Source organism: Pseudomonas sp. SDO524_S393, assembly GCF_054071875.1.
The window spans coordinates 1-25,495 of the sequence record NZ_JBSVVZ010000017.1; the positions used below are offsets into that span (position 1 = coordinate 1).

Consider the following 25,495-nt stretch of genomic DNA (forward strand, 5'->3'; position numbering starts at 1 on the left):
GGAGCGGGCTTGCTCTCGAACGCAGTCCATCAGTCCCAAATATTTCGACTGACTCACCGCTTTCGCGAGCAAGCCCGCTCCCACATTTGCTCTCCAGTGTGACAGTCACATTGCTGCAACCTGCCTGACTTAATCTCGCGGCACTCCCTTTGTCTTGAGAAGGTGCCGGCATGAGGCTGCGCGTTCTGTTGCTGCTGACCCTTTTACCCCTCTGCGCGTTTTCTGCTCCACTCCCCCTCCCCATTCCCGACCAAGGCCCGGCCTTGCGCATCCAGGGTTCCAACACCATTGGCGCAGCGCTCGGCCCGGCGTTGGTCAAGGGGTTGATGGAGCATCGCGGCTTGCTGGCGGTGCACAGCGAGCCCGGCGCGGGCGCCAATGAACAGCGCGTGGTGGGCAAGACCCGCCAGGGCAAGAACGTGACGATCGAAATCGCCGCCCATGGCTCCAGCACCGGTTTCACCGCGCTGAAGAAAAACGCCGCGGACCTTGCCGCCTCCTCGCGCCCGATCAAGGACAGCGAACTGGTGGACCTTGAGCCCCTCGGAGACCTGAAAAGCCCCGAGGCCGAGCATGTGATCGCCATCGACGGCCTGGCGATCATCCTCAACCCGCAAAACCCGCTCAATAGTCTGAACACCGAGCAGTTGGCGCAGATCTTCAATGGCGAAACCAGCACCTGGGAAGCGCTGGGCGGCGTTGGCGGGCCCATTCATTTGTATGCGCGGGACGATCAATCCGGCACCTACGACACCTTCAAGGACCTGGTGCTGCGCCTGCGCGGCAAGCCCTTGGCAACCGCCCGGCGCTTCGAGTCCAGCGAGGAATTGTCCGATGCCGTCAGCCAGGACCCTCAAGGCATCGGTTTTATCGGCCTGCCCTACGTGCGCCAGGCCAAGGCCGTGGCGATTGTCGATGGCGACTCCCAACCCATGCTGCCGCTCAACAGCCTGATTGCCACCGAGGATTACCCCCTGTCACGCCGGTTGTTCTTTTATCTGCCACCTTCGGGGCACAACCCCTGGGCCCGCGCACTGGTGGACTTCGCCCAGAGCGGCAAGGGCCAGGCGATTGTCGCGGCCAACGGGTTTATCGCGCAGCAAGTGCAGGCCATGACTGTGGAGCCACGGCCCTCGATGCCCGCTGACTATCAGGCCATCGCCCGCGACGCCCAGCGCCTGACCGTGAATTTTCGCTTCGAAGAAGGCAGCGCCAGCCTCGACAACAAGGCACGCCAGGATCTGCAGCGAGTCGTGGCCTATATAAAGAGTCACGGCAAGCTCGACAAGCAAGTGACGCTGGTAGGCTTCGGTGACGCCAAGAACGATCCGCAGCGCGCGGCGTTGCTGTCGAAACTGCGCGCCATGGCGGTGCGTCGGGAGTTGGTGAAGAGCGGTGTGGTGCTGCGCGATATCCGCGGTTTTGGCGCGCAGATGCCGGTGGCAACGAACACCGCGGATGAAGGCCGGATCAAGAATCGACGGGTGGAGGTTTGGGTCTACTGAGGCCGGGGGTTTTGTGTTGTCGATACTGGCTTCTTCGCGGGCAAGCCCGCTCCCACAGGGGAAAGCATTCCAAATGTGGGAGCCGGGCTTGCCCGCGATGCAGGTGCCTCGGGGTTACTGCCCGCTGCGCATCAGTTCGCGGGGCACATACTTGCCGATCTCGAACTTGCCGATCGCGGCGCGGTGCACTTCGTCCGGGCCGTCGGCCAGGCGCAAGGTGCGCTGCATGGCGTACATGTAGGCCAGCGGGAAGTCGTTGGAAACACCCGCACCGCCATGGATCTGGATCGCGCGGTCGATCACTTTCAACGCCACGTTCGGCGCGACCACTTTGATCTGGGCGATTTCGCTTTTCGCCACTTTGTTACCCACGGTGTCCATCATGTACGCCGCCTTCAGGGTCAGCAGGCGCGCCATGTCGATTTCCATGCGCGAGTCGGCAATCTTGTCGATATTCCCACCCAGGCGGGCCAGGGGTTTACCGAAGGCGGTACGGCTGACGGAACGTTTGCACATCAATTCCAGCGCGCGCTCGGCCATGCCGATGGAACGCATGCAGTGGTGGATGCGTCCCGGACCAAGGCGGCCCTGGGCAATTTCGAAGCCACGTCCTTCGCCAAGCAGTACGTTTTCGTACGGTACCCGCACATTGTCGAACAGCACTTCGGCGTGACCGTGGGGGGCGTCGTCGTAGCCGAACACCGGCAACGGGCGCACGATCTTCACACCGGGAGTGTCCACCGGCACCAGGATCATCGAATGCTGCTGATGACGCGGCGCGTCCGGGTTGCTCAGGCCCATGAAGATCAGGATCTTGCAGCGCGGGTCACAGGCGCCGGAGGTCCACCATTTCTTGCCGTTGATCACCCATTCGTCGCCCTGGCGCTCGGCGCGGGCGGCCATGTTGGTGGCGTCCGAGGAGGCTACGTCGGGTTCGGTCATGGCGAAGGCCGAGCGGATCTCGCCGCGCAGCAGCGGTTCCAGCCAACGCTGTTTCTGTTCTTCGTTGGCATAACGCACCAGCACTTCCATGTTGCCGGTATCGGGGGCCGAGCAGTTGAACGGCTCAGGGCCCAGCAGCGAACGGCCCATGATTTCTGCCAACGGAGCATATTCGAGGTTGGTCAGCCCCGCGCCCAGTTCGGACTCCGGCAAAAACAGGTTCCACAGGCCTTCGGCTTTGGCGCGAGCCTTCAACTCTTCCATGATTGCAGTGGGCTGCCAGCGATCGCCTTCGCTGACCTGGCGTTCGAACACCGGCTCGGCCGGGTAGACATAGGCGTCCATGAACGCGGTGACACGTTCACGCAGTTCCTGAACCTTGGGCGAATAGGCGAAATCCATGAGCAGCTCCCTTCTCTGAGAGGTTGTTTAGGTCATGCAATCGATGCTAGAACAGCGCTGATAATTTACCTAGCCTATTCTCGGCGTGTATTAACATTCATCACCGATATATGATCGGCGTATGGACACCTAACAATAAGAGCGCAACGAAATGAATCTGAGCAAGGTCGACCTGAACCTCTTCATCGTCTTTGACGCGATCTACACCGAAGCCAACCTGACCCGTGCAGGACAGATTGTCGGCATCACGCAACCGGCGGTGTCCAACGCCCTGGCGCGTCTGCGCGAAACCTTCAACGACCCGCTGTTCGTACGCACGGCCCAGGGCATGGTGCCCACGCCCATGGCCCAGAACATCATCGGCCCGGTGCGCAATGCACTGTCATTGCTACGGGTGTCAGTGCAGGAAAGCCGTATCTTCAACCCGCAGCAGGCGGCCAAGACCTACCGCATCAGCATGACCGACCTCACCGAGGCGGTGATCCTGCCGCTGCTGTTCCAACGCCTGCGCCGCCTGGCGCCCACGGTGGTGATCGAAAGCTTCCTGTCCAAACGCCGCGAGACCACCAAGGAACTCGCCGCCGGGCGCCTGGACTTTGCCGTGGACGCGCCGCTGAACACCGACCCGCAGGTGCGCCACGTCAAGCTGATGGAGGACCGCTACGTGTGTGCGATGCGCAAGGGTCACCCACTGGCCGGCAAGGACAAACTCACCCTGGATGATTACCTGTCGCTGACCCATATCCATATTTCCAGTCGCCGCAATGGTCTGGGCCATGTCGACCTGGCCCTGGGCAAGATGGGCATCCAGCGCAAGATCGCCCTGCGCTCCCAGCATTACCTGATGGCCTCGCAAGTGTTGCAGCAGACAGACATGGTCATGACGGTGCCCGAACGCTTCGCCCGCCGCCACGAACTGCACTGGTTCAACTTGCCGGTCAACGACGTGCCGCCGGTGGAAACCCATCTGTACTGGCACGAAAGCACCGATCAGGACCCGGCGAACCGCTGGATGCGCGAGCAGATGATCGAGTTGTGCCAACAGGTCACGGCCCATGAGAAAAAGCTCGATAGCCAACAGGCGTAATTCGGGTGGCCGGTATTTTTGTTGGGGCGAGTGGGCTTGTTGAGAGTGAGCAGGTTTATTTGTGGTGAGCGGGCTTGTCCCGCGCCGGGCTGCGCAGCGGCCCTAAAACCCGGCGCCGCATTCCTGTCTGGAAAAATGCATTGGCTTTATTGGGGCCGCTTCGCGCCCCGGCGCGGGACAAGCCCGCTCACCACAACAACCCCCCCTACCCCGGAAGGCGATCCTTGACGTTAACGTCAACCTGACACTAGCCTAGGCTCAAGCCACCTCTTGAGTGTCCCCATGAGCCCCACCTACAGCATCTCCGACCTCGCTCGCGAGCTCGACATCACCACCCGTGCCATTCGCTTCTATGAAGAACAAGGCCTGCTGGCCCCGGAGCGCCGCGGCCAGGAACGTATCTATTCGGCGCGGGACAAGGTCAGCCTCAAACTGATATTGCGTGGCAAGCGCATCGGTTTTTCCCTGGCCGAATGCCGCGAGCTGATCGAACTCTACGACCCCGCCAGTGGCAACCATGTACAGCTCAACAGCATGCTGGCCAAGATCGCCGAGCGACGTGAGCAGCTTGAACAGCAACTGCTGGATATCGAACAGATGAAGCTGGAACTGGACACCGCCGAAGAGCGCTGCACCCAGGCCCTGGCCCACACCCTGCGCCAGTCTGGCCATTGATCAGAAGGTAATTGCCATGCCCCTCCCCTCACACGTACGCCTGGTGGAAGTCGGCCCGCGCGACGGTTTGCAGAACGAAGCCCAGCCCATCAGCGTGGCCGACAAGGTCCGCCTGGTGGACGCCCTCAGCGCCGCAGGCTTGAGCTACATCGAAGTCGGCAGTTTCGTCTCGCCCAAATGGGTACCGCAGATGGCCGGCTCTGCCGAGGTGTTTGCGCAGATCCAGCGCAAAACCGGGGTGACCTACGGCGCGCTGGCGCCGAACCTGCGCGGCTTCGAAGACGCCCTGGCGGCCGGGGTCAAGGAAGTCGCGGTATTTGCGGCGGCGTCCGAAGCGTTTTCCCAGCGCAATATCAACTGCTCCATCAGCGAAAGCCTGGCGCGTTTTGCACCGATCATGGCAGCGGCCAAACAACACGGCGTCAGCGTGCGCGGGTATGTGTCGTGCGTGCTGGGCTGCCCTTACGAAGGCGAGGTCGCGCCAGAACAAGTGGCAGCCGTAGCGCGGGAGCTGTACGCCATGGGCTGTTACGAGGTGTCGTTGGGCGACACCATCGGCACCGGTACGGCCGGGGCAACGCGGCGGCTGTTCGAGACGGTCGGAGCGCAGGTGCCCCGGGACAAGCTCGCGGGCCACTTCCATGACACCTATGGCCAGGCCATCGCGAATATCTACGCCAGCCTGCTCGAAGGCATCACCGTGTTCGACAGCTCCATCGCCGGCCTCGGCGGCTGCCCTTACGCCAAGGGCGCCAGCGGTAACGTCGCCACCGAAGACGTGCTGTACCTGCTCAATGGTCTGGGGATCGAGACCGGCATCGATCTGGAACGACTGATACTGGCGGGCCAGCACATCAGCCAGGTGTTGGGCCGGCCCACCGGATCGCGGGTGGCCAAAGCGCGTAACGCGGTGTGAGTAGGATGGCTGTGACAATGTGTTACCGCACGGCAACACATCGAGTAACACGGGAACATATTTTGTCGTATTTGCCGTAGGCCTTATCCCACATAAAAATCAAACCGTTGATTTTAAAGGATTTTTAAAAGTTGGCACGGCTTCTGCTATCTCTATGGCATAACAAGAATAAAAAGCGCCAAACCTAATAAAAATAAGACGGAACGACTCTGACATAACAAAAACAACACGGCAGAGACGCAGCTAACAGATTTTTTTGGAGAAGATGTGCTTCGCAGGGAACGGCAGATGCCGAAACCCGCAACCGGTTAGAGAAGAATAAAACTACCTTCAGGTAGCTACCACTGGTTGGATCGCTTGCGAAGAAGCAGATCAGCGCTCAAAAAAATACGTTTGCTCTTGACCCCGGATGGGGGTCGCCAAAAACAGCGGTAAAGGGTAACGGTTGCCAAAAACAACAATAGACCGCCCCTCAATAATAAAAAAAGAGCACGCAACGACAAATTAAAGGGGACCTTCGGGTCCCCTTTGTGCTGTCTGGCACTTTCGTTCAGAGCGATGTCCCTTGCACGGCTGCAAAATTGTTCAGCACCTTGCGCGTCAGGGTTTCCAGGGTGCGTTGCTCCAATGCTCGTCGCTCGGCGCCCAGTCGCTTGAGTTCACGTTCGTAAAAAGCACTTTGCATCGAACCGCCAACCAGGATTTCATCCCGGCGCTTGCCCAACAGGCCCGCCAACCGGTCCGTGATCGCATCATGCTGCGCCTGCCATTGCGCTTGGGCCTCCTCACCTGCCGCCGGGTGCGTGCCCTGCCAATCCGACAGTTCGAACAGCGTCGCGCTCTGCTCGTCTATCCGCTCCAGTTCCGGCGCCATCAACGCATCGAGCTCTTGAAGGTAACGGGTCTGCAGGTGTTTCTCCCAGAACGCGCGCCCGACAAAAAAGGTTTCCTCGTTCGCCGCGTTGCGCTCGTCCATGAGTACCTGAGCATAAGCGGCATCGATAGCCGCCTGGCTCAACTCTGCCTGCCGTGGAAACAACATGCTCCGGGACTTCACCGGTAGCCCCAACCGGTCAGCCAGTCGCGTGCGATACGCCAGCACGACTTCGACCTGCTCGGTGAACCCTGGCCCTCTCGCTTCGGCGTCGCGCAGTGCGAGGCCATCCACCAGCGCCAAGCGAAACAATTGCCTGGCCGTGCCGATCAGGGCGCCTTCGGCGTCGTCCGTTCCCGCCTGCTCCAGCGCGTTGGCTCCCAGCAGCTCACTCTCAAGGTTCATGAACTCGACCGAGCTGCCATCTCCGCAGGTCACACGGTCATCGGCGACGGCAAACAAGGCCTCACGAATAACCTGGCGCTCACTCGCGGCCTCCAGCAGGTCCCATACCCGCTGCGTCAGCGCCGGACGGGTCACTGCGCTGGTGTACTCGGCGCTGCGGGTGGTATCGGCCACAACGGTAAAGAACGCCGCCGACTCCGGGCTGGCGCAAAGGTCATCCCAGATCCCGCCACACCGCGCCGATTCACTGGCCGACAATCCCTCCAGCCACAAGCCACGTGCTTCGTCCACGGTGATGTGTTCACCCCATTGCGCCGGGGCTTGTGGCTGGTTCAAGCGGGCCAGGGTCGCCGCCGACAGAGGATTGTCATGCACATTGATCCGATCCAGGTGCTGATAAGCGTATTCCGGCAGCGTCGTGAGGCGGTTGGTATGCAGGTCGATGCGGGCCAGATTGGGCAGTTGTTCGGCACCGGCGGGAAATACGCGGGTGCCGGTATCGGCCAGGTAAAGCTGGTTCAACTGTCGCAGGTTGCGCAAATCGGCCTGCCAGCCCAGGCGACGGTTATCGGCCAAGTTGAGAATTTTCAGGCTTCGCATACCCTCAAGACGCAGCCGGCTTTGCTCGGTCAGTTGGATATCGTTGCGGTTCAGGTAGAGCTTGGTCAACCTTGCCCCGCCCTGGGCAAATTCCGGCAATTGGGTCAGGTTGTTCTCGCGCATGTCCAGCCAGCGCAGGCCGCCGAATGCCGCCAGAAAAGGCGAGGAACGGTCCGAAAGTGCCATTCTGCGCAGCACCAGACGCCCCACGTGGTCCATGTTGGCGGCAATCACAGGCAACTCACCGACCATCTCATCGGACAGGTCCAGCACGTGACCGATCGGCGTTCCGTCCGCCGCGAAAGCTTGCGCAGAAGTTCTGCGCCAAGCCGCCTTGACGCTGCCCGATACCCGGCGTCTCGCGCTTGCGTACTGCGCCCCCCCTCCTTGCTGCCACTGGGTCAACGTCTGGTCGAGGGCTGCATATTCCGCCTCAAGCTCGGTCAGCCTCGCCAGCAGCACCGCATCGTCGGCACCTTGCAGCTCCAGCATCGCCTCGACCTCGCCCATGGACTTCGAGGGATACAGCGACAGCGCCGCGCGCTTGCACACCGACGGACGCTCACCCGCGCCGCCCACCGGACTGAGCGGATAGCCGAAGCGTCCGTCCGCCAGGCGCATGGGAGACTTGAAACCCGGCTTGATCGCTTGCAGGCCCAGCGCGCGCCGACTCGCCAGTTCGCTCAGCGGGTGTTGGGCCAGTTGCAGCTTTAGCCGTTGCGCCGCCGCATTGAAGGTGGGCCAATCGGTAAACTTCCCGCTGCTGGCCATCCACAGCGCATTGAAAAACGCATCGTTGTCGCTACGCCAGTACTCGACTTTTTCCGGCCCGCTGCACAGTTTCCACTCCTTCAAGTCTTTATGGATCAGACGCAGTTGCCGTGCGGCAGTCGGGTCACCGACCCGATCCAGTAGCGGACCGTCGTAGGTGTTCGCGCGCAGCTCGATGCCTATGCCGTCCAACAGCGTGGGCAGCGACGCCATCTTGTGCAACGCCAAATGCACGCCATCCAGCGTGAGACGGTTGTCGAACAGCAGGTCGGCGTGCGCCCGCATGACCCGAGCCCGCTGCAGGTAAGTCCGCGCTTCCTCGGCCAGGCGCAGGGGCACGCGCGACGTGTCGCGCAAGCGGGCCAGTTCCTGGCTATTGGCGTGGGTCATTATTTCTTCGGCGGCCAGCCTGGGCAGGCCGGGAAAGCTGCGCTGAATTATCTGCACATCAGCATCGGCGGAAACGTCATCGGCCGCGATCTCGCGATTGAACCGCGCAGCACGGGTACTTTCGGCCGCCTCCAGCAGACAGTCCCTATAACGCATGACCCTGGCATAAGGTGTACGCAGAAAGCTCATCAGCGGGTCCGCCTCTTCGCCTTCCAGGCGGGTATCGCCAAAAGAACCGCTCGCCCGCGACACGTCGCGGGTACTGAAGAACAGCCTGCCCATGGCCTCGTTCGTCATCTTTTGTTCGCTCAACAAACGGCGAATTTCCGGTTCGCTCAACTGCTTGATGAACGCCGGAAACACCAGGCCACTCTCGCATTGTTCATGGTTGAGCGTGACGCTCTGACTCGGGTCTTTTACCGGGGCCGAACACCAGACCTGGTTGCCTTCTGCGTCCAGTGCCACCAACACCCGTGAGTCAGGCCACATGCCGCTCTCGAGCAACACCTGAACTTGCGTGAACCAGTCCACCCGGGCAAATACTGCCGGGTCCGGATGGCTGACCTTGTCGACGAACGCCTGGTGCCTGCCAGCGCACTCGAATCGCCGCAACATCTCCTTGAACAACGGTGTGGGCGCTCGATGCTCGATGAATACCCGACGCAATTCATCGTCCGAAATACCGCTGATCGCCCTGGCCTGCTCCAACTGGCTGTCGCTCAGATGCTCGACGCTATGGCCCAAGCGGCGCAGCAGGGTTTTGCGATCCCACGTCAACGGCTGCTCGAACTCATGCACCCAGGCGCCTTCACCGTTGTGGCGCAGGCGCGGCGCATAACGTGCTTCGCCGTCTGGGTGCACGAGCCTGAATTCGTTGGCGCCGCGGGCCTGGACTTTGTAATGCCCGCCCTCCATGGCCGGCAGATACAACGCGCCTTCATGGGCATACAGGCCCTGCGCATTGGGGCGATGTCCTTCGGGCAAGGTAATGCGGTGCAGGTAGTGCGCGGGGTTGAAGTCATACAAGCGCGTGCGTCCACCGAACTCCACATGCACCAGGCGTTTGACCAGCGCCATGTCTTTGGCTGCCATCAACCCTGCCGGTACCGCCAGCCCTGCCAGATTGAGGCCCACCGCCGAAAAATGGGCCCAGGCCGTGCGGGCATCGTCCTGTGACCAGGCTTCGATGCCTTCGCCGATCTCGCAGGCCATCTGCACAGCGGTGACCACCAGCATCGCCTCGCCCAGGAACGGCACGACGAACGACGCAAGGTTGAGAACATCCAGCGCGATGCTGCCGAACGACCAGAGCCAGGCGTTGTAGACACGCGTGTCGACATCCTCTGTGGCCACCACACTGCTGCGGGCATTTTCCATGGTCAGTTGCATGCGTCGTACGGCACTGTCCGCCCACACATCCCGCCACGGTGGCGCGTAGCTGCCCTGACGGTTGATCCGGCCTTTTCGCGTCGCAACAAAGTCCTGGTTATGGGCGTGCAGCTCACCCGGGTCCAGCAAAGTCTTGAGCTGGGTGAAAAACTCATCCTGGCTGGCCAACGGCACAAACTGACTGAAGAATCGGCGGTATTCGACAGCGCACAGGCGCGTGGTGAGATGGTCGGTGAACGCGCCGATATGGTCGTAACTCTTGAGTGGATGCAGGGGGTCGCCAGGGATATAGACCATGCACGGCCGGGGCACGAGTTCCGCGTTTCTCACGTTGGCCCGCCACACCACCGGACCGATGATCAGGATGTTCTCGATCACAAAGGAAAATAGCCGCAAGGGCGAACACTTGACCGCCTCCCCTGCCCATGTGCTCTGCGCCTGGCTGCGCAACAGGTCGATGATCACCTGATGGCCTTCAGGCTGGATGTCACCGTTCATCAAGGCCAGTTCGGCGGCCAGTTCCAACTGGTTCCGATGGCTGGTTATCAGCGTGCTGTAGAGCTTGCCGATGCCCGCTTCTGTCCTGGTGATGCGAATGCGGCTGTTGATGAAGGTTCGCACATAGTCATCGTAGGCACTGCCCAGATCCAGTTCCCGGCACAGGCCGGCAAACTCATGGGGTTTGATGTCCAGTTTGAGTACCTGAACGTTGCCCGACGGGTGAATCCTGTCACTGGAATACCGATGGAAGTTGTAACCGGTAATCAGATGGCAATCGCCGCACACCGATGCCGTCGCCTCCTCTGCGGTGAAGTTGTTCAGCGCAGCTTCCAGCAGGCTCAGCCCCCGATAAAAATAGAACTGCGGGGCCAGGGTGCTGGCGTGACGAGTGGACACCTCCCGGGGGGAGATTTCACATTCTTTCTGCTCCATCTTGCGCGCATAAAAAACCCTGCGGGTGTCCAGGCGCTGCCCGAACTTTTTTGCAATCGCGGCTTCCAGCAACGGCTCGACAAACGCCGCCGGCCCTTTCAGGTCCTTGAACATTTCATCGAGCAGATTCAAGGATTGCCTGCTGCGCATGTGGACTGCACTCATGCGAGCCCGGGCAGCCGGCGCGGCATTTTTGTACCAATCCGGAATGCTCAGGTCCAACGCCGCCAGCTCGGTCTTGCGCGTGTCCAGCGCATCGGTGTACCAGGCGGGTGTGTTGTCCTTGATCACGCGTCCATGGGGGCTCGGGTCGTCCTCGACCGGACGCGCAGGAGAATCAATGAAAGTGTTTGTCATCAGCAGGGCCTTCAGTGAGCGAAATAATCCGCCACTTTAGGCACCGCGATACCGTGTGAAGCAGTAGACATGCACCCCTGCTTCACCCGTCGCTGCGCAGTTCCTCGATGCTGATTTCGCGCATGCGGAATTTCTGGATCTTGCCCGTCACGGTCATCGGAAACTCATCGACGAATTTGAAATACCGGGGTGTCTTGAAGTGTGCGATGCGCCCCTTGCACCAGGTTTGCAACTCCAGCTCATTGGCCACGTGGCCGGGATGGAACTTGACCCAGGCGACGATTTCTTCGCCGTAGCGCGCGTCCGGAATGCCGATGACCTGCACATCGGCCACCGCCGGATGGGTGAAGAAAAACTCCTCCACCTCGCGCGGGTAAACGTTCTCGCCGCCGCGAATGATCATGTCCTTGTTGCGTCCGGCAATGCACACGTAACCCTGTTCATCCATGCTCGCCAGGTCGCCCGTGTGCATCCAGCCCGCCTCATCGATGGCCTCGCGGGTAGACTCGGGGTTGTTCCAGTAGCCGAGCATCACGCTGTAGCCACGGGTGCACAGTTCGCCGATTTCGCCGCGCGCCACGGTGTTGCCGTCGGTGTCGATGACCTTGTTCTCCAGCTGTGGCTGGGTGCGCCCGACGGTGGTGACACGCCGCTCCAGGTCGTCATTCGCGCCGGTCTGCAACGACACGGGGCTGGTCTCGGTCATGCCATAGGCAATCTGCACTTCGCCCATGTGCAGTTCGTCGATGACCCGGCGCATCACTTCGATGGGGCACGTGGCGCCGGCCATGATGCCGGTGCGCAGGCTGGCCAGGTCGAACTCGCCGAGGCGCGGGTGGTCGAGCATGGCGATGAACATGGTCGGCACACCGTAAAGGCCGGTGGCCCGTTCTTCGGCGACGGCGGTTAGGGTCAGCAGCGGGTCGAAGCCGTCATTGGGATAGATGATGGTGGTGCCATGGGTGATGCAGCCGAGGTTGCCCATCACCATGCCGAAACAGTGGTAGAGCGGGACCGGAATCACCAGGCGGTCTTGTGCGGTGAGGCCCAGGCTTTCACCGACCATATAGCCGTTATTGAGGATGTTGTGGTGGCTGAGGGTTGCACCTTTCGGGAAGCCGGTGGTACCGGAGGTGTACTGGATATTCACCGCTTGATCGAAGTGCAGACCGGCTTGGCGAGCCAGCAACTCTTCAAGCGGGATGCCTGCGCCGAGGGCCGCCAGGTGCGACCACGGCAGGAAGCCGGCAGGCGGGTTGGGATCGAGGCTGATGATGCGGCGCAGGTCGGGTTTGAGTGCCAGGAGCATGGCGTGATAGTCAGAGGTCTTGAACGACCCGGCGCACACCAGCCATTGGCAACCGGACTGCTTGAGTACGTAATCCAGTTCGCTGCTGCGATAGGCCGGGTTGATATTCACCAGAATCACCCCGAGCTTGGCGCTGGCGAGCTGGCTGATGCACCACTCGGCGCAATTGGGGGCCCAGATGCCCAGGCGGTCTCCGGTTTGCATACCCAGCGCGAGAAATGCGCGCGCGTGCACATCGACCGCGTCGGCCAGTTGCCGCCAAGTATAGCGGCGGTGCTGGTGCCGCACCACCAGGGCCTCGCCCTGCGGATAGCGCGCAACGGTCCGGTCGAACGCCTGGCCGATGGTTTCGGCCAGCAAGGTCTGGTCCTGAGAGCCACGGCTGTAGCTCGGGTTCGGTTGATCCATAACGACCCCTTTTGTCTTTTTTGTAAGGTGGACGGCGTCTGCTTGACGTAAACGTAAACTACGATTGACAGCTTTGTAACGCAAGTTTACGTTAACGTAAAGGTGAGCGACCTGCCGGCGCACCCTTCCCCATAAAAACAACGCTCAATTCAAGGTGCCTGTCCATGAGTTACCCGTCCCTGAACTTCGCTCTCGGTGAAACCATCGACATGCTGCGCGATCAGGTGCAGTCGTTTGTCGCCAAGGAAATCGCGCCTCGTGCGGCGCAGATCGACAGCGACAACCTGTTCCCCGCCGACCTGTGGCGCAAGTTCGGCGACATGGGCCTGCTCGGCATCACCGTGCCGGAAGAGTACGGCGGCGCCGGGCTGGGTTACCTGGCGCACGTGGTGGCCATGGAAGAGATCAGCCGCGGTTCGGCCTCGGTGGCACTGTCCTACGGTGCCCACTCCAACCTGTGTGTGAACCAGATCAACCGCAACGGCAACCACGCACAGAAACTCAAGTACCTGCCCAAACTGATCAGCGGCGAACACATCGGCGCCCTGGCCATGAGCGAGCCGAATGCCGGTTCCGACGTGGTGTCGATGAAACTGCGCGCCGACAAGCGCGGCGCCCATTACGTGCTCAACGGCAGCAAGACCTGGATCACCAACGGCCCCGACGCCAACACCTATGTGATCTACGCCAAGACCGACCTGGAAAAGGGTGCCCACGGTATTACTGCATTTATCGTCGAGCGCGACTGGAAAGGCTTCAGCCGCAGCAACAAGTTCGACAAGCTGGGCATGCGCGGCTCCAACACCTGCGAATTGTTCTTCGATGACGTGGAAGTCCCGGAAGAAAACATTCTCGGCACCCTCAACGGCGGCGTGAAGGTGCTGATGAGCGGCCTGGACTACGAACGAGTGGTGCTCTCCGGCGGTCCGACCGGCATCATGCAGGCCTGCATGGACCTGATCGTGCCCTACATCCACGACCGCAAACAGTTCGGTCAGAGCATCGGCGAATTCCAGCTGATCCAGGGCAAAGTCGCCGACATGTACACCCAGCTCAATGCCAGCCGCGCCTACCTCTACGCTGTGGCCCAGGCGTGCGAACGCGGCGAAACCACGCGCAAGGACGCCGCCGGGGTCATCCTCTACAGCGCCGAGCGTGCGACCCAGATGGCCCTCGACGCCATCCAGATCCTGGGGGGCAACGGCTACATCAATGAATTCCCTGCCGGCCGCCTGTTGCGTGATGCGAAGCTGTACGAAATCGGTGCCGGTACCAGTGAGATTCGCCGGATGCTGATCGGTCGCGAACTCTTCAACGAAACCCGCTGAAGGAGCGCACCATGGCCACCCTGCACACCCAACTCAACCCACGCTCGGCGGAGTTTTCCGCCAACAGCGCGGCGATGCGCCAACAGGTCGACGCTCTGCACAGCCTGCTCGCCCACGTGCAGCAAGGCGGCGGTGCCAAGGCTCAGGAGCGTCACACGTCGCGCGGCAAGCTGTTGCCGCGCGAGCGCATCGATCGCCTGCTCGATCCAGGGTCGCCGTTCCTCGAACTCAGCCAACTGGCGGCCCATCAGGTGTATGGCGAAGACGTCCCCGCCGCCGGGATTATTGCGGGCATCGGCCGCGTAGAAGGCGTGGAGTGCATGATCGTCGCCAACGACGCCACGGTGAAAGGCGGCTCGTACTACCCGCTGACCGTCAAAAAACACTTGCGCGCCCAGACCATCGCCGAGCAGAACCGCCTGCCCTGCATCTACCTGGTGGATTCCGGCGGCGCCAACCTGCCACGTCAGGATGAGGTGTTCCCCGACCGCGAACACTTCGGGCGGATCTTCTTCAACCAGGCCAACCTGAGCGCCCAGGGCATTCCGCAGATCGCGGTGGTGATGGGCTCGTGCACCGCCGGCGGCGCCTATGTGCCAGCCATGGCGGACGAAGCGATCATGGTGCGCCAGCAAGCCACTATCTTTCTCGCCGGCCCGCCGCTGGTGAAGGCCGCCACGGGTGAAGTGGTGAGTGCCGAAGACCTTGGCGGCGCCGATGTGCACTGCAAGGTTTCCGGCGTGGCTGATCACTATGCCGACAGCGACGAGCATGCCCTGGCCCTGGCCCGACGCAGCGTGGCCAACCTCAATTGGCGCAAGCAGGGTCAGTTGCTGCAGCGCACGCCGGTGGCGCCGTTGTATAGCGCCGAGGAGTTGTACGGCGTGATCCCGGCGGATGCCAAACAGCCGTTCGATGTGCGTGAAGTGATCGCGCGGCTGGTGGACGGTTCGGTGTTCGATGAGTTCAAGGCGCTGTTCGGCACCACGCTGGTGTGCGGTTTTGCGCACCTGCATGGCTACCCGATTGCGATCCTGGCCAATAACGGAATCCTGTTCGCCGAAGCTGCACAAAAAGGCGCGCACTTTATCGAACTGGCCTGCCTGCGCGGAATTCCGCTGCTGTTCCTGCAGAACATCACCGGTTTCATGGTCGGTCAGAAATACGAGGCCGGCGGCATCGCCAAACACGGCGCCAAGCTGGTCACTGCCGTGGCCTGTGCCAAGGTGCCGAAATTCACGGTGATCATCGGCGGCAGCTTTGGTGCCGGCAACTATGGCATGTGCGGCCGGGCCTACGACCCGCGCTTTTTGTGGATGTGGCCGAATGCGCGCATCGGCGTGATGGGCGCCGAGCAGGCCGCCGGCGTGCTGGTGCAGGTCAAGCGCGAGCAGGCCGAACGTAGCGGCAGCGGGTTCAGCGCCGAGGAAGAAGCGGCGATCAAGCAACCCATCCTCGACCAGTACGAAACCCAGGGCCATCCGTACTACTCCAGTGCCCGTTTGTGGGACGACGGCGTGATCGACCCGCTGCAAACCCGCGACGTCCTGGCGCTGGCCCTGTCCGCTTCGCTGAATGCCCCTATCGAGCCGAGCCGCTTCGGCGTGTTCCGCATGTAAACGGAGCTGTAACCATGAGCGATTTCAACACCCTCGAACTGATTACCGACAGCCGTGGTTTTGCCACGCTGTGGCTCAGTCGCGAAACCAGGAACAACGCGTTCAACGCCGAGATGATCCGCGAACTGATCCTCGCCCTGGACCAGGTGCAGGGCGACGCATCCCTGCGCTTCCTGGTACTGCGCGGACGTGGCAAGCACTTCAGCGCCGGCGCGGACCTGGCCTGGATGCAGCAGTCGGCCGAGCTGGATTACCACACCAACCTGGACGACGCCCGCGAACTGGCAGAGTTGATGTACAACCTGGCCAAACTGAAGATCCCCACCCTGGCGGTGGTACAAGGCGCGGCCTATGGCGGTGCGCTGGGCCTGATCAGTTGCTGCGACATGGCGATTGGCGCCGACGACGCACAGTTCTGCCTGTCGGAAGTGCGCATCGGCCTGGCGCCGGCGGTGATCAGCCCGTTTGTGGTGCAGGCGATCGGCGAGCGCGCCGCGCGTCGGTATGCCCTGACAGCCGAGCGTTTTGGCGGCCAGCGTGCGCGGGAACTCGGCCTGCTGGCGGAGAGTTATCCGGCCGGCGAGTTGGATCAGCACGTCGAACTCTGGGTTACCAACCTGCTGCAAAACAGTCCGGCGGCGATGCGTGCCAGCAAGGACCTGCTGCGCGAAGTCGGGCATGGTGCCCTCACCCCCGCCCTGCGCCGCTATTGCGAGAACGCCATCGCGCGGATTCGCGTGAGCGCCGAAGGTCAGGAAGGCTTGCGCGCTTTCCTGCAAAAACGCCCGCCCAGTTGGCAGTCTCAGGAGCCGCGTTCATGAGCACACTGACTACTCTGCTGGTGGCCAACCGTGGCGAAATCGCCTGCCGCGTGATGCGCACCGCCAAGGCCATGGGGCTGACCACCGTGGCCGTGCACAGCACCACCGACCGCGATGCCCGCCATAGCCGCGAGGCGGATATACGTGTCGATCTGGGCGGCAGCAAGGCCAGCGAGAGTTACCTGCAAATCGACAAACTGATCGCCGCCGCCCAGGCCAGCGGGGCCCAGGCGATTCATCCGGGCTACGGTTTTCTGTCGGAGAACGCCGATTTTGCCCGTGCGGTGGAAGCCGCCGGCCTGGTCTTCCTCGGGCCGCCCGCCTCGGCTATCGATGCCATGGGCAGCAAGTCGGCAGCCAAGGCGCTGATGGAAACTGCGGGTGTGCCGCTGGTGCCGGGCTATCACGGGCAAGATCAGGACCTGGAGACTTTCCGCGATGCCTGCGAGCGGATCGGCTATCCGGTGTTGCTCAAGGCCACTGCCGGCGGCGGTGGCAAGGGTATGAAGGTGGTCGAGGACGTCAGCCAGTTGGCCGAGGCCCTGGCCTCGGCGCAACGTGAAGCGCTGTCGTCCTTCGGCAATGGGCAGATGCTGGTGGAGAAATACCTGATCAAGCCGCGCCATGTGGAGATCCAGGTGTTTGCCGACACCCAGGGGCATTGCCTGTACCTCAATGAGCGCGATTGCTCGATTCAGCGTCGGCATCAAAAGGTCGTCGAAGAAGCGCCCGCGCCGGGGCTGAGCGTGGAGCAACGCCAGGCCATGGGCGAAGCGGCGGTGCGCGCGGCCCAGGCCATTGGCTATGTCGGCGCGGGCACGGTGGAGTTTTTGCTGGATGCCCGTGGCGAGTTTTTCTTCATGGAGATGAACACGCGGCTGCAAGTGGAGCACCCGGTGACGGAAGCGATCACCGGGCTGGACCTGGTAGCCTGGCAGATCCGTGTCGCCCAGGGTGAGGCGCTGCCGATCACCCAGGCGCAGGTGCCGCTGATCGGCCATGCGATCGAGGTGAGGTTGTATGCCGAAGATCCGGCCAATGATTTCCTGCCGGCGACCGGCCATCTGGCGCTGTATCGCGAGTCCGCAGCGGGCCCGGGACGTCGGGTGGACAGTGGCGTCGAGCAAGGGGACAGCGTCTCGCCGTTCTATGACCCGATGCTCGGCAAACTGATCGCCTGGGGCGAAGACCGCGAACAGGCTCGCCTGCGTTTGCTGAGCATGCTGCAAGAGTTTGCCGTCGGCGGGCTGAAGACCAACCTGGGCTTCCTGCGGCGGATCATCGGCCATCCGGCGTTTGCGGCGGCCGAGCTGGATACCGGGTTCATTCCGCGTTATCAGGATGAGCTGTTGCCGGTCCCCGGTACCTTGAGCGATGAATTCTGGCAGGCAGCGGGTGCGGCGTTCATACAGAGCCTGCCGGCGGGCGACGGGCCCTGGGCGGACACTCGGGGATTCCGTGCCGGGTTGCCGGCGCAAGTCTCGCTGCACCTGAGCTGCAACGGGCAGGACCGGTTGGTGACGCTGGCGGCAGACTCGGCGACGCTGCACGGCGAGCACTTGCTGATCGAACACCAGGGCGTGCGGCGCCCCCATCTGGCCGTGCGCAACGCGGGCACGGTGTTCTTGCGTTGGGAGGGTGAAATGCAGGCGGTGAGCCTGTTCGATCCGATTGCGGCGGTCGAGTCCAGCCAGTCCCATCAGGGCGGCCTCACGGCGCCGATGAACGGCAGCATCGTACGGGTACTGGTGGAAGTGGGCCAGCAGGTGGAAGCCGGTACGCAACTGGTGGTGCTGGAAGCGATGAAGATGGAGCACAGCATTCGTGCGCCCCAGGCCGGGGTGGTCAAGGCGCTGTTCTGTCAGGAAGGCGAAATGGTTGCCGAAGGCAGTGCGCTGGTGGAGCTCGACAGCGCCGACTAGAACTTCGCCGTGGCCTGCACGACTACGCCGAGGATGCGACAAGCGTCCGTGAACAGGGTTTTGGGATAGGTGGGATTGAGCGGCACCAGGTAAAGCTGGCCGCTCTCTTCGCGCAATTGTCGAAAGGTTGCCTGGGAGCTGTTCGCCCATCGGGCCACCACCAGCTTGCCGGGTTCTGCGTCGATGGCCGGATCCACCAGGATCATCATCCCGGCACCGATGCTCAGGCCGCTGGGGGCGGTCATGGCATCGCCGGTGACCGGCAGCCAGAACGCATCGCCGCGGGCGTGGTAGTCCGTCAGTTCGAAACGCGGGTGACCGTAGGTCGGGCGATCTTCGCGGACCTCGCACAGGCCGGACCAGTCGCTGACCGGGTAGCGGAAATACGGATTGTAGCGCGGGGTAGGTGCGGGCGCTTCGGCGTCGGTCCGCTCGCGAATCTCCAGCGCCACCTCCAGGTAGCCAAGCCCCAGTTCCGCGAGCAGGCGATTCATGTCTGCCAGGCTCGGCACACGGCGTTTGTTGAGCCAATGGCCTACACCGCCCTGGGACATGCCCAAGCGCTCGGCCAGCTCCTCCTGTGTGACCTTGCGGTCCTTCATGTTGGCCTTGACCAACGCGATCCATTTATCCATGGGGCCCGACAATACGTTGCGTATTTTACAGGGCAATAAACAGTTTGTAGTAATCCATAAAACGACATAAATACGATACGTACTATTATCGGGCATACGGTTTTCGACACCCACCCAGAGTACCGACCCTTATGACCATAAGCCCGTATCACCTGCCTGCCCCACCCGTTTCCGACGAACTGCTGGACATGCGCAGCAGTGGCGCCGCCCAGCGCGCCCTGGACTATTACTTGAAAGAGGATATGTCGACATCGACCCCGAACGACGCACTGTTCGACATCAGTCCGAACGTCAGCCAGGAAGAAGCCCTTGTGCATGCCTCCGACCTGCTGCGCAGTGCGGCGGCCACGGCGTATGAATCGGCGAGCAGCCATCAGGGCAATCACCGGGACCTGGCGTTTTCAGTGGTGTATTTGATCGATATGGCAAAGGCGATGGTGGAGCGCTCGTTGCGGGCCTCGGAGCGAGTGGCCGACGCGCCTGCGAACGGGTAAACGACGCAAAGAAAAAATATTTCTATCCCGCGGATAAAAACATTTGACTTGCAAATGATAATGATTATTATTGGACCAAGCTGATCGCGAGATCAGTCGATAGTCCAAGGGACCTTAGGTCGGACTCTTGGAATATCTCCTCATCAGGCTAATCACGGTTTTTGACCCGGCTCTTTGGCCGGGTCTTTTTTTTGCCAGTTTTTCTGGCATGGCTTCAGGCTAATGAAGACTGTGTGTTGCGTGATGGCGCGCATGGTAGCAAAAGACCATCGCCAAAAGAAACCCGGCCGAACGCTCTGGCTCACATCTCTGAGAATTAGCGCTTGAGAATCAATCTCATAGATTCTAAGCTGCAATGGCGTCATGGATGACGCCCCCTTCCCGCCCGCAACAATTTTGCCTCCAGCCGTTACCTGAGTCCTGTGTAATATATCTGCCACAACACTCCTACTCAGGTAGCCAGACCATGACCGTGGCCTTGACCTCCATCAAGATCAGCACCGACTTCGACAGCGGCAATATCCAGGTGCTCGACGCCAGCGATGCCCATCAGTTGCTGCTGGCCATCAAACCCGATACCCGCAGCGCGCATTTCCAGTGGTTTCACTTCAAGGCCGAAGGCATGCACGTGGGGCACACCCACACCTTCCGCCTGAGCAACGCAGGCCAGTCATCCTACAAACACGCCTGGAGCGGCTACAACGCCGTGGCGTCGTATGACCATATCAACTGGTTTCGCGTGCCCACCCGTTTCGATGGCGAAACCCTGCACATCAGCCTTGATACCCAAGAGAAACACGCCTGGATCGCTTACTTCGAACCCTACAGCCGCGAACGCCATGACTGGCTGATCGACCAGGCCCTGAACCGTGCCGGCACCCAACTCCTCGCCACCGGCAAAAGCGCCGAAGGTCGCGACATCCAGTTGCTGCGCCGGGGAAAAGGTGGCGACGGCCAACGCAAGGTCTGGATCATCGCCCAGCAACACCCTGGCGAACACATGGCCGAATGGTTTATGGAAGGCATCATCGAACGCCTGCAACAGGATGGCGACACCGAGCTGAAAAACCTGTTGAAGGTGGCCGATCTGTACCTGGTACCCAACATGAACCCGGACGGAGCCTTCCATGGTCACTTGCGCACCAACGCCATGGGCCAGGACCTCAACCGCGCCTGGCAAAGCGCCAGCCAGGAGATCAGCCCGGAAGTGCTGTTCGTGCAGCAACAAATGGAAAAATACGGTGTGGACCTGTTCCTCGACATCCACGGCGACGAAGAAATCCCCTACGTTTTCACCGCTGGTTGCGAAGGCAACCCGGGCTACACGCCGCGTATCGAAGCCCTGGAAAAACACTTCCGGGGCCACCTGACCGCCCTCACCCGCGACTTCCAGACCACCCACGGCTATACCCGTGACCTGCCGGGCGAAGCCAATATGACGTTGGCGTGCAATGCCGTCGGCGAAAAATACGACTGCCTGTCCCTGACCCTGGAAATGCCGTTCAAGGACAACGACGACGCGCCCAACCCGCACACCGGCTGGTCAGGCAAACGCTCGATGCAATTGGGCAAGGACGTGCTGAGCACCGTGGCCGATATCGTCCCTCACCTGCGCTGATACCGCCGCGCCCTGTAGTGAGCGCAATTGCTCGCTCACTACAGGCCAACCAGCGTCGATCAGTCTTTGATACCGGTCATGCTTTGCAGCACGCCATCGCGACGGATCAGCCCGTGGAACAGCGCTGCCGCCAGGTGCAACAGCACCGTCAGGAACAACAGATAGGCCAGAAACCCATGGGCCTTGCGCAAGACAGCGAACAACGGCGCATTCGCCGCCACCAGCGCCGGCAGCCGAATCGAGCTGCTGAGCATCACCGGATCACCCGCCGCTGAAATCATCGCCCAGCCCAGCAGCGGCAACACCAGCATCAATGCGTACAACACCAGGTGAGACGCCTTGGCCGCCAGCACTTGCCACAACGGCAAATCGCGGGGCAATGGCGGCTGACGGGTCGAAAAACGCACCGCCAATCGCACGATGACCAGCGCCAGAATCGCAATACCCAAAGGTTTGTGCAGGTGAAGCAACCATTCGTGCCGCTCCGACACCGACGCGGCCAGGCCTGCGCCAATAAACAGCATGGCGATGATCATCAGCGCCATCAGCCAGTGCAGTACGCGCGCCAAGGGGACGAAAAACCGAGGTTGATGATTCATGGCTTCGACTCCTGAGGGGCCTTGTGCAAGGGGCTGACTTCACCGGCGCGGCGCAGGTACGAACTGGCATAGGCCGCTGAACGTGCCGCCAGCAAGGGGTCGTTGGAGGCTTGAATGCCGCTCGGCAGAATCAGCGGATCGAAGTTGATATCGCGGCAATCGCCGTCAGCCTGGGGCTGGCTGCTTTCCAGCACCAGAGTGCCGGCGTTCAGCACCTTGTGCTCGCCGGCCCAGGCCTTGCTGGCGTCGTCCAGCGGGTCGCCGGGATTGGCCAGGGTCATATTCAATTGCCAGCGCAGAGGTCCGCTGGCCAAGCGTTGAGCCAGGTCTTTCTCGAGGAAATCCGACCCCGCCGGGGCGCTATCGCCTGCGGCGTCCTGGCTTTGGGGGACCACACCCCAGCGCACGGCCTGGCGCTTGCCATCGGCGTCCACCAGGAAAAATGCGTTGATCCCGTTATAGGTTTCCGTGGCGTAACTGGCCGACGGCTTGGCGGTCTTGACCCAGGCAAGGAAGGGTGCGGTCTCGGGATGCGCGGCAAAAAACGCCGGCATGCTCGCCGGGTTCGGCTTGCCGGTCGCCGGGTCCGGGGTACCGGCTTTGAGCAACTGGTAGAACGCCTCGGGGGTGCCCACCGGGAATACCGGCATGCTGTTCATGCCCGTGCGCCATTGTTGGCCGTTGGCCTGACTGAACTGCACGGCAAGACTGCGGATCGGCACACTGCTGTCCGGCGCATAGGGGTTACCACTGGGCAAGGCGAACCGACCGATGACCGGCGTCCTGGCCTCGCTGAACACTTGGGCACTGGAATACGCGCGGGCCTCGGAACTGCTTTCGAAATACCCGGCTACACACACGCCCTTGCTGTGGTTACGCCGGAATCCCGGGTGCACGCCATTGTTGGTTTCCAGGGCATTGACCAAGGTCTTGGGGCGCAGCCGCTGTGGGTCGAGGGTGCCGTTGACGTAGGCAAACGCCCCTGCCACAACCGCAACCACGGCGCCGATGCCCGCCAGCCGCGCGATCAGGCTCGCGGTGCTCAACGGAGGACGGGGCGGTGATGAGTGATCTACCATGAACAAACTCCAGGGCCTGAGGCCTTAGGGGGTGAAACACAAGGTCGGAGTACTGAGACGAACGCCAATCCACTCTATTCCCCAGGGCTGATTTTATTTTTCAGAACCTGGAATAACCTTCAACGCCGGACGTCTCTCCAGTCCCAGCGTAGTGACCAGCCAGACTCCCATGCATGAACTCGACGAACAGTTACGTGAACTCATCCCCAGGCTGCGGCGTTTTGCCGTTTCCCTGACCCGTAATACCAGCAGCGCCGACGACCTGGTGCAGTCGACCCTGGAACGGGCGATTGTCAGTTGGGCCGACAAACGCATCGAAGGCGACCTGCGGGCCTGGCTGTTTTCGATCCTTTATCGGCAGTTCCTCGATGCCCACCGACGCAACCGGCGTTATGCGCGCATGCTCGAATTTTTCACCGGCCGTGACGATGCGCAGCCTTCGGTGGAGCGCACGGTCATCGCCCAATCGACCCTGCAAGCCTTCGACCAACTGAACACCGAGCAGCGTGCCTTGCTGCTGTGGGTGTCCGTCGAAGGTTTGAGCTACAAGGAGGTAGCGGAAATCCTCGACGTGCCCATCGGCACCGTGATGTCACGCCTGTCCCGTGCGCGCCAAGCCCTGCGTCAACTCAGCGATGGCGAGATTGCCAGCCCTTCCCTGCGGATACTCAAATGATCAGCCTGCCCCCCAGCGAACGCGATTTGCATGCCTACGTCGATCACCAACTGTTGGAGAGCGATCGCCGTGTACTCGAAACCTGGCTGTCGGCCCACCCCGACGTCGCCGCCCAGGTCCACGCCTGGCAACAGGATGCGCAACGGTTGCGCGCCTCACTGAGCGGCGCCTTGCAGCAACCGGCCAACCCGGACCTGGACCCTGCGTTGATTCGCCAGCGCGTCCGGCACCAGTCCCGTCGGCACCTGGCATCGGCTGCGGTGCTGCTGATTGCCGTCAGCGTCGGCGGCTTCGGTGGCTGGCACGCCCGTGAAGCCACCCAACCGGAGCAATTGCCCATGGCCGATGCGATGCAGGCATTCCGCCTGTTCGCCCAGGACGGCATTATGCCCGCCGACTACAACGCCCAGGACAGCAGCACCATGCAGGCCTGGCTCGACCGCTACTTCAACCAGGCCCATCGCCTGCCCGACTTGAGCGCCTCGGGCTTCACGCCAGTCAACGGACGCCTGCTCACCACTGAATCGGGCGCGGCGGCCATGGTGGTGTATGAGGATGGGCAAGGCCACAAGATCAGCTTCTACATTCGCCCGCCGGGCCCGGAGAACAGTTTGCTGCCCCGTGGCAGTCGCAGCGCGGACGGCTTGCAGGCACAGTACTGGTCGGGCGCCGGGTACAACTATGCGATGGTCAGCCCCAATGACGCATCCACCGCACGCATGCTCCAGCAGACGATCAAGTTCTAGAAGCCCACATCCAGCACCACGTTATCGAGGTAAGTACCGCCCGGCGGCGTGGCCTGGTCGGTGTAGATCTTCGCGTTGTAGTTGAACACCTGGCTACCGGTGCCCAGGCCGTTGCCCGGGTTGACCTCGGCGGTGGAGCTGTCTCGCCGTGCAGCGCCGACACTGCCCCAGCGCGTGGTGCCGGCGCTCTTGAAGATGTCATAGGCCAGGTAGTTGCTGCCCGAAATCATCCGCCGTCGCCCGCCCACGCTGATCGCGTTCTGGCCATCGCTCAACCCCACGCTGTAGGCACTGCCCTTGGTGCAGGAAATGCTGATGGTCTGGCCGGCCACCGGGGTAAAGGCGCTGATCACCGGTGCGCTGCCAAAGCTGATGTTGGGCGCGGTGATCTGGCAGTCGTTGGTGACGGTCATGCTCACCGTCAGCGTGCGGGTCTGGGGCGTAAGGTTTCGATCACGCAGCACACACAGGGACCCTACCCCCAGACCGATGCAGTAATCCCAGCTCCAGGCCAGGTTCAGCACTTCGGTGTAGACCCCCGCCGCCACGTTGCTGCCCGTGATGCTGCCGAAGTACAGCGGCAAGGTCTTGTTGCCCGGCCCGCTCAACAGCCCGGCGGCGGTGGCCAGGCCATTGGGGCCGAAGTCGAACTGGCTGTTGTGGTTGATCGGAAAGTTGGTGGTGTTGTTGCCGTAGACCGTATAGCCGATCACATCACCGGTGGGGCCGACCAGGCCGCCCGTCAGCGAGCTGACGGTCAGGTAGAAGTGATCGCTGGTGCCCAACGCGATCAGCGAAGCCCCGCAGCTCAAGCCGGCGTTCTGGGTCGAACTGCCTTGCGAGGCGGTGCGCACGTTGATCGAACTGACCGAGCCGAAGCTGGCCGGTGTCGTCGCCACCACCGAACACAGTGCCACCGCCTGCCCCGATACCCCAAGGCTGGCGCTCGCCAACACACTGTAAAGCCATCCCTTGCCCCTCACCCGCTCGCTCCT

General features: G+C 61.9%; 20 protein-coding genes. 12 read left to right on the forward strand and 8 right to left on the reverse strand.

Translation table 11 applies throughout. From position 1 onward, the window contains the following. Nucleotides 1-170: 170 nt before the first annotated feature. Nucleotides 171-1,505: a substrate-binding domain-containing protein gene (locus ACW9IB_RS09830; RefSeq protein ID WP_457413426.1), complete on the forward strand. Its 1,335-nt coding sequence runs from the start codon at nucleotides 171-173 to the stop codon at nucleotides 1,503-1,505. A 114-nt stretch (nucleotides 1,506-1,619) separates the two neighbouring features. On the opposite strand, the gene ACW9IB_RS09835 is transcribed toward ACW9IB_RS09830, so the two are convergent. After that, a complete protein-coding gene (locus tag ACW9IB_RS09835) occupies nucleotides 1,620-2,849 on the reverse strand; it encodes an acyl-CoA dehydrogenase (RefSeq protein WP_457413428.1) in 1,230 nt (409 codons plus the stop codon). Between the two features lie 151 nt (nucleotides 2,850-3,000). Here ACW9IB_RS09835 and ACW9IB_RS09840 point away from each other — a divergent pair, with 151 nt between their 5' ends. The 3 genes from ACW9IB_RS09840 to ACW9IB_RS09850 all read left to right on the forward strand — a co-directional run bounded on the left by ACW9IB_RS09840 (nucleotide 3,001) and on the right by ACW9IB_RS09850 (nucleotide 5,527). Next, nucleotides 3,001-3,936, forward strand: coding sequence for a LysR family transcriptional regulator (locus ACW9IB_RS09840; protein ID WP_457413429.1), 936 nt, complete (start codon nucleotides 3,001-3,003; stop codon nucleotides 3,934-3,936). Between the two features lie 282 nt (nucleotides 3,937-4,218). Beyond that, nucleotides 4,219-4,611, forward strand: a complete 393-nt coding sequence (locus tag ACW9IB_RS09845) for a MerR family transcriptional regulator (RefSeq protein WP_457366935.1) — start codon at nucleotides 4,219-4,221, stop codon at nucleotides 4,609-4,611. Nucleotides 4,612-4,627: 16 nt separating this feature from the next. Further along, nucleotides 4,628-5,527 carry a hydroxymethylglutaryl-CoA lyase gene (locus ACW9IB_RS09850; protein ID WP_457413430.1) on the forward strand — a complete coding sequence of 300 codons (900 nt, stop codon included), beginning with the start codon at nucleotides 4,628-4,630 and terminating at the stop codon, nucleotides 5,525-5,527. A 550-nt stretch (nucleotides 5,528-6,077) separates the two neighbouring features. On the opposite strand, the gene ACW9IB_RS09855 is transcribed toward ACW9IB_RS09850, so the two are convergent. Next, complete coding sequence (locus tag ACW9IB_RS09855) at nucleotides 6,078-11,246, reverse strand: NEL-type E3 ubiquitin ligase domain-containing protein (protein ID WP_457413432.1); 5,169 nt, start codon at nucleotides 11,244-11,246, stop codon at nucleotides 6,078-6,080. A gap of 82 nt (nucleotides 11,247-11,328) precedes the next feature. After that, a complete protein-coding gene (locus tag ACW9IB_RS09860; RefSeq protein WP_457413433.1) occupies nucleotides 11,329-12,963 on the reverse strand; it encodes an AMP-binding protein in 1,635 nt (544 codons plus the stop codon). A gap of 164 nt (nucleotides 12,964-13,127) precedes the next feature. Between ACW9IB_RS09860 and ACW9IB_RS09865 the strand changes: the two genes are divergently transcribed. The 4 genes from ACW9IB_RS09865 to ACW9IB_RS09880 are packed head-to-tail and all read left to right on the forward strand — an operon-like array spanning nucleotide 13,128 to nucleotide 18,653. Next, on the forward strand, nucleotides 13,128-14,291 hold the full coding sequence (locus ACW9IB_RS09865) for an isovaleryl-CoA dehydrogenase (protein ID WP_457366939.1): 1,164 nt from the start codon (nucleotides 13,128-13,130) through the stop codon (nucleotides 14,289-14,291). Nucleotides 14,292-14,302: 11 nt separating this feature from the next. Then, on the forward strand, nucleotides 14,303-15,910 hold the full coding sequence (locus ACW9IB_RS09870) for a carboxyl transferase domain-containing protein (protein ID WP_457413435.1): 1,608 nt from the start codon (nucleotides 14,303-14,305) through the stop codon (nucleotides 15,908-15,910). A 14-nt stretch (nucleotides 15,911-15,924) separates the two neighbouring features. After that, nucleotides 15,925-16,731: a gamma-carboxygeranoyl-CoA hydratase gene (locus ACW9IB_RS09875; protein WP_457413437.1), complete on the forward strand. Its 807-nt coding sequence runs from the start codon at nucleotides 15,925-15,927 to the stop codon at nucleotides 16,729-16,731. Then, the gene (locus tag ACW9IB_RS09880; protein WP_457413438.1) at nucleotides 16,728-18,653 is read left to right on the forward strand and encodes an acetyl/propionyl/methylcrotonyl-CoA carboxylase subunit alpha; all 1,926 of its coding nucleotides are present in this window, start codon (nucleotides 16,728-16,730) and stop codon (nucleotides 18,651-18,653) included. Before ACW9IB_RS09875 ends, ACW9IB_RS09880 begins: the two co-directional genes overlap by 4 nt. Here the strand turns inward: ACW9IB_RS09880 and ACW9IB_RS09885 are convergent. Further along, entirely contained in the window at nucleotides 18,650-19,288 is a 639-nt protein-coding gene (locus ACW9IB_RS09885) for a LexA family protein (RefSeq protein ID WP_457366943.1), read from the reverse strand. The genes ACW9IB_RS09880 and ACW9IB_RS09885 overlap by 4 nt on opposite strands. A gap of 131 nt (nucleotides 19,289-19,419) precedes the next feature. On the opposite strand from ACW9IB_RS09885, the gene ACW9IB_RS09890 reads away from it, so the two are divergent. Further along, nucleotides 19,420-19,782: a DUF6124 family protein gene (locus ACW9IB_RS09890; RefSeq protein ID WP_457413439.1), complete on the forward strand. Its 363-nt coding sequence runs from the start codon at nucleotides 19,420-19,422 to the stop codon at nucleotides 19,780-19,782. A gap of 152 nt (nucleotides 19,783-19,934) precedes the next feature. Here the strand turns inward: ACW9IB_RS09890 and ACW9IB_RS09895 are convergent, their stop codons facing one another. Beyond that, nucleotides 19,935-20,147, reverse strand: coding sequence for a hypothetical protein (locus ACW9IB_RS09895; RefSeq protein ID WP_457366945.1), 213 nt, complete (start codon nucleotides 20,145-20,147; stop codon nucleotides 19,935-19,937). 101 nt (nucleotides 20,148-20,248) lie between these two features. Between ACW9IB_RS09895 and ACW9IB_RS09900 the strand changes: the two genes are divergently transcribed. Continuing rightward, nucleotides 20,249-21,400 carry a M14 family metallopeptidase gene (locus tag ACW9IB_RS09900; RefSeq protein ID WP_457413440.1) on the forward strand — a complete coding sequence of 384 codons (1,152 nt, stop codon included), beginning with the start codon at nucleotides 20,249-20,251 and terminating at the stop codon, nucleotides 21,398-21,400. A 59-nt stretch (nucleotides 21,401-21,459) separates the two neighbouring features. On the opposite strand, the gene ACW9IB_RS09905 is transcribed toward ACW9IB_RS09900, so the two are convergent. Further along, nucleotides 21,460-21,999: a cytochrome b gene (locus ACW9IB_RS09905; RefSeq protein ID WP_457413442.1), complete on the reverse strand. Its 540-nt coding sequence runs from the start codon at nucleotides 21,997-21,999 to the stop codon at nucleotides 21,460-21,462. Next, complete coding sequence (locus ACW9IB_RS09910) at nucleotides 21,996-23,078, reverse strand: catalase family peroxidase (protein WP_457413443.1); 1,083 nt, start codon at nucleotides 23,076-23,078, stop codon at nucleotides 21,996-21,998. The genes ACW9IB_RS09905 and ACW9IB_RS09910 overlap by 4 nt, the downstream gene beginning before the upstream one ends. Before the next feature lie 169 nt (nucleotides 23,079-23,247). Here ACW9IB_RS09910 and ACW9IB_RS09915 point away from each other — a divergent pair, with 169 nt between their 5' ends. Beyond that, nucleotides 23,248-23,754, forward strand: a complete 507-nt coding sequence (locus tag ACW9IB_RS09915) for a sigma-70 family RNA polymerase sigma factor (protein ID WP_457366949.1) — start codon at nucleotides 23,248-23,250, stop codon at nucleotides 23,752-23,754. Beyond that, complete coding sequence (locus tag ACW9IB_RS09920; RefSeq protein ID WP_457366950.1) at nucleotides 23,751-24,500, forward strand: anti-sigma factor family protein; 750 nt, start codon at nucleotides 23,751-23,753, stop codon at nucleotides 24,498-24,500. Before ACW9IB_RS09915 ends, ACW9IB_RS09920 begins: the two co-directional genes overlap by 4 nt. On the opposite strand, the gene ACW9IB_RS09925 is transcribed toward ACW9IB_RS09920, so the two are convergent. After that, nucleotides 24,497-25,483 carry a Csu type fimbrial protein gene (locus ACW9IB_RS09925; protein WP_457413444.1) on the reverse strand — a complete coding sequence of 329 codons (987 nt, stop codon included), beginning with the start codon at nucleotides 25,481-25,483 and terminating at the stop codon, nucleotides 24,497-24,499. The genes ACW9IB_RS09920 and ACW9IB_RS09925 overlap by 4 nt on opposite strands. Between the last annotated feature and the right edge of the window lie 12 nt (nucleotides 25,484-25,495).

Coding starts and splice junctions, on each gene's coding strand:
- ACW9IB_RS09830 (WP_457413426.1), top strand. CDS start 171: ATGAGGCTGCGCGTTCTGTTGCTGCTGACCCTTTTACCCCTCTGCGCG.
- ACW9IB_RS09835 (WP_457413428.1), bottom strand. CDS start 2,849: ATGGATTTCGCCTATTCGCCCAAGGTTCAGGAACTGCGTGAACGTGTC.
- ACW9IB_RS09840 (WP_457413429.1), top strand. CDS start 3,001: ATGAATCTGAGCAAGGTCGACCTGAACCTCTTCATCGTCTTTGACGCG.
- ACW9IB_RS09845 (WP_457366935.1), top strand. CDS start 4,219: ATGAGCCCCACCTACAGCATCTCCGACCTCGCTCGCGAGCTCGACATC.
- ACW9IB_RS09850 (WP_457413430.1), top strand. CDS start 4,628: ATGCCCCTCCCCTCACACGTACGCCTGGTGGAAGTCGGCCCGCGCGAC.
- ACW9IB_RS09855 (WP_457413432.1), bottom strand. CDS start 11,246: ATGACAAACACTTTCATTGATTCTCCTGCGCGTCCGGTCGAGGACGAC.
- ACW9IB_RS09860 (WP_457413433.1), bottom strand. CDS start 12,963: ATGGATCAACCGAACCCGAGCTACAGCCGTGGCTCTCAGGACCAGACC.
- ACW9IB_RS09865 (WP_457366939.1), top strand. CDS start 13,128: ATGAGTTACCCGTCCCTGAACTTCGCTCTCGGTGAAACCATCGACATG.
- ACW9IB_RS09870 (WP_457413435.1), top strand. CDS start 14,303: ATGGCCACCCTGCACACCCAACTCAACCCACGCTCGGCGGAGTTTTCC.
- ACW9IB_RS09875 (WP_457413437.1), top strand. CDS start 15,925: ATGAGCGATTTCAACACCCTCGAACTGATTACCGACAGCCGTGGTTTT.
- ACW9IB_RS09880 (WP_457413438.1), top strand. CDS start 16,728: ATGAGCACACTGACTACTCTGCTGGTGGCCAACCGTGGCGAAATCGCC.
- ACW9IB_RS09885 (WP_457366943.1), bottom strand. CDS start 19,288: ATGGATAAATGGATCGCGTTGGTCAAGGCCAACATGAAGGACCGCAAG.
- ACW9IB_RS09890 (WP_457413439.1), top strand. CDS start 19,420: ATGACCATAAGCCCGTATCACCTGCCTGCCCCACCCGTTTCCGACGAA.
- ACW9IB_RS09895 (WP_457366945.1), bottom strand. CDS start 20,147: ATGACGCCATTGCAGCTTAGAATCTATGAGATTGATTCTCAAGCGCTA.
- ACW9IB_RS09900 (WP_457413440.1), top strand. CDS start 20,249: ATGACCGTGGCCTTGACCTCCATCAAGATCAGCACCGACTTCGACAGC.
- ACW9IB_RS09905 (WP_457413442.1), bottom strand. CDS start 21,999: ATGAATCATCAACCTCGGTTTTTCGTCCCCTTGGCGCGCGTACTGCAC.
- ACW9IB_RS09910 (WP_457413443.1), bottom strand. CDS start 23,078: ATGGTAGATCACTCATCACCGCCCCGTCCTCCGTTGAGCACCGCGAGC.
- ACW9IB_RS09915 (WP_457366949.1), top strand. CDS start 23,248: ATGCATGAACTCGACGAACAGTTACGTGAACTCATCCCCAGGCTGCGG.
- ACW9IB_RS09920 (WP_457366950.1), top strand. CDS start 23,751: ATGATCAGCCTGCCCCCCAGCGAACGCGATTTGCATGCCTACGTCGAT.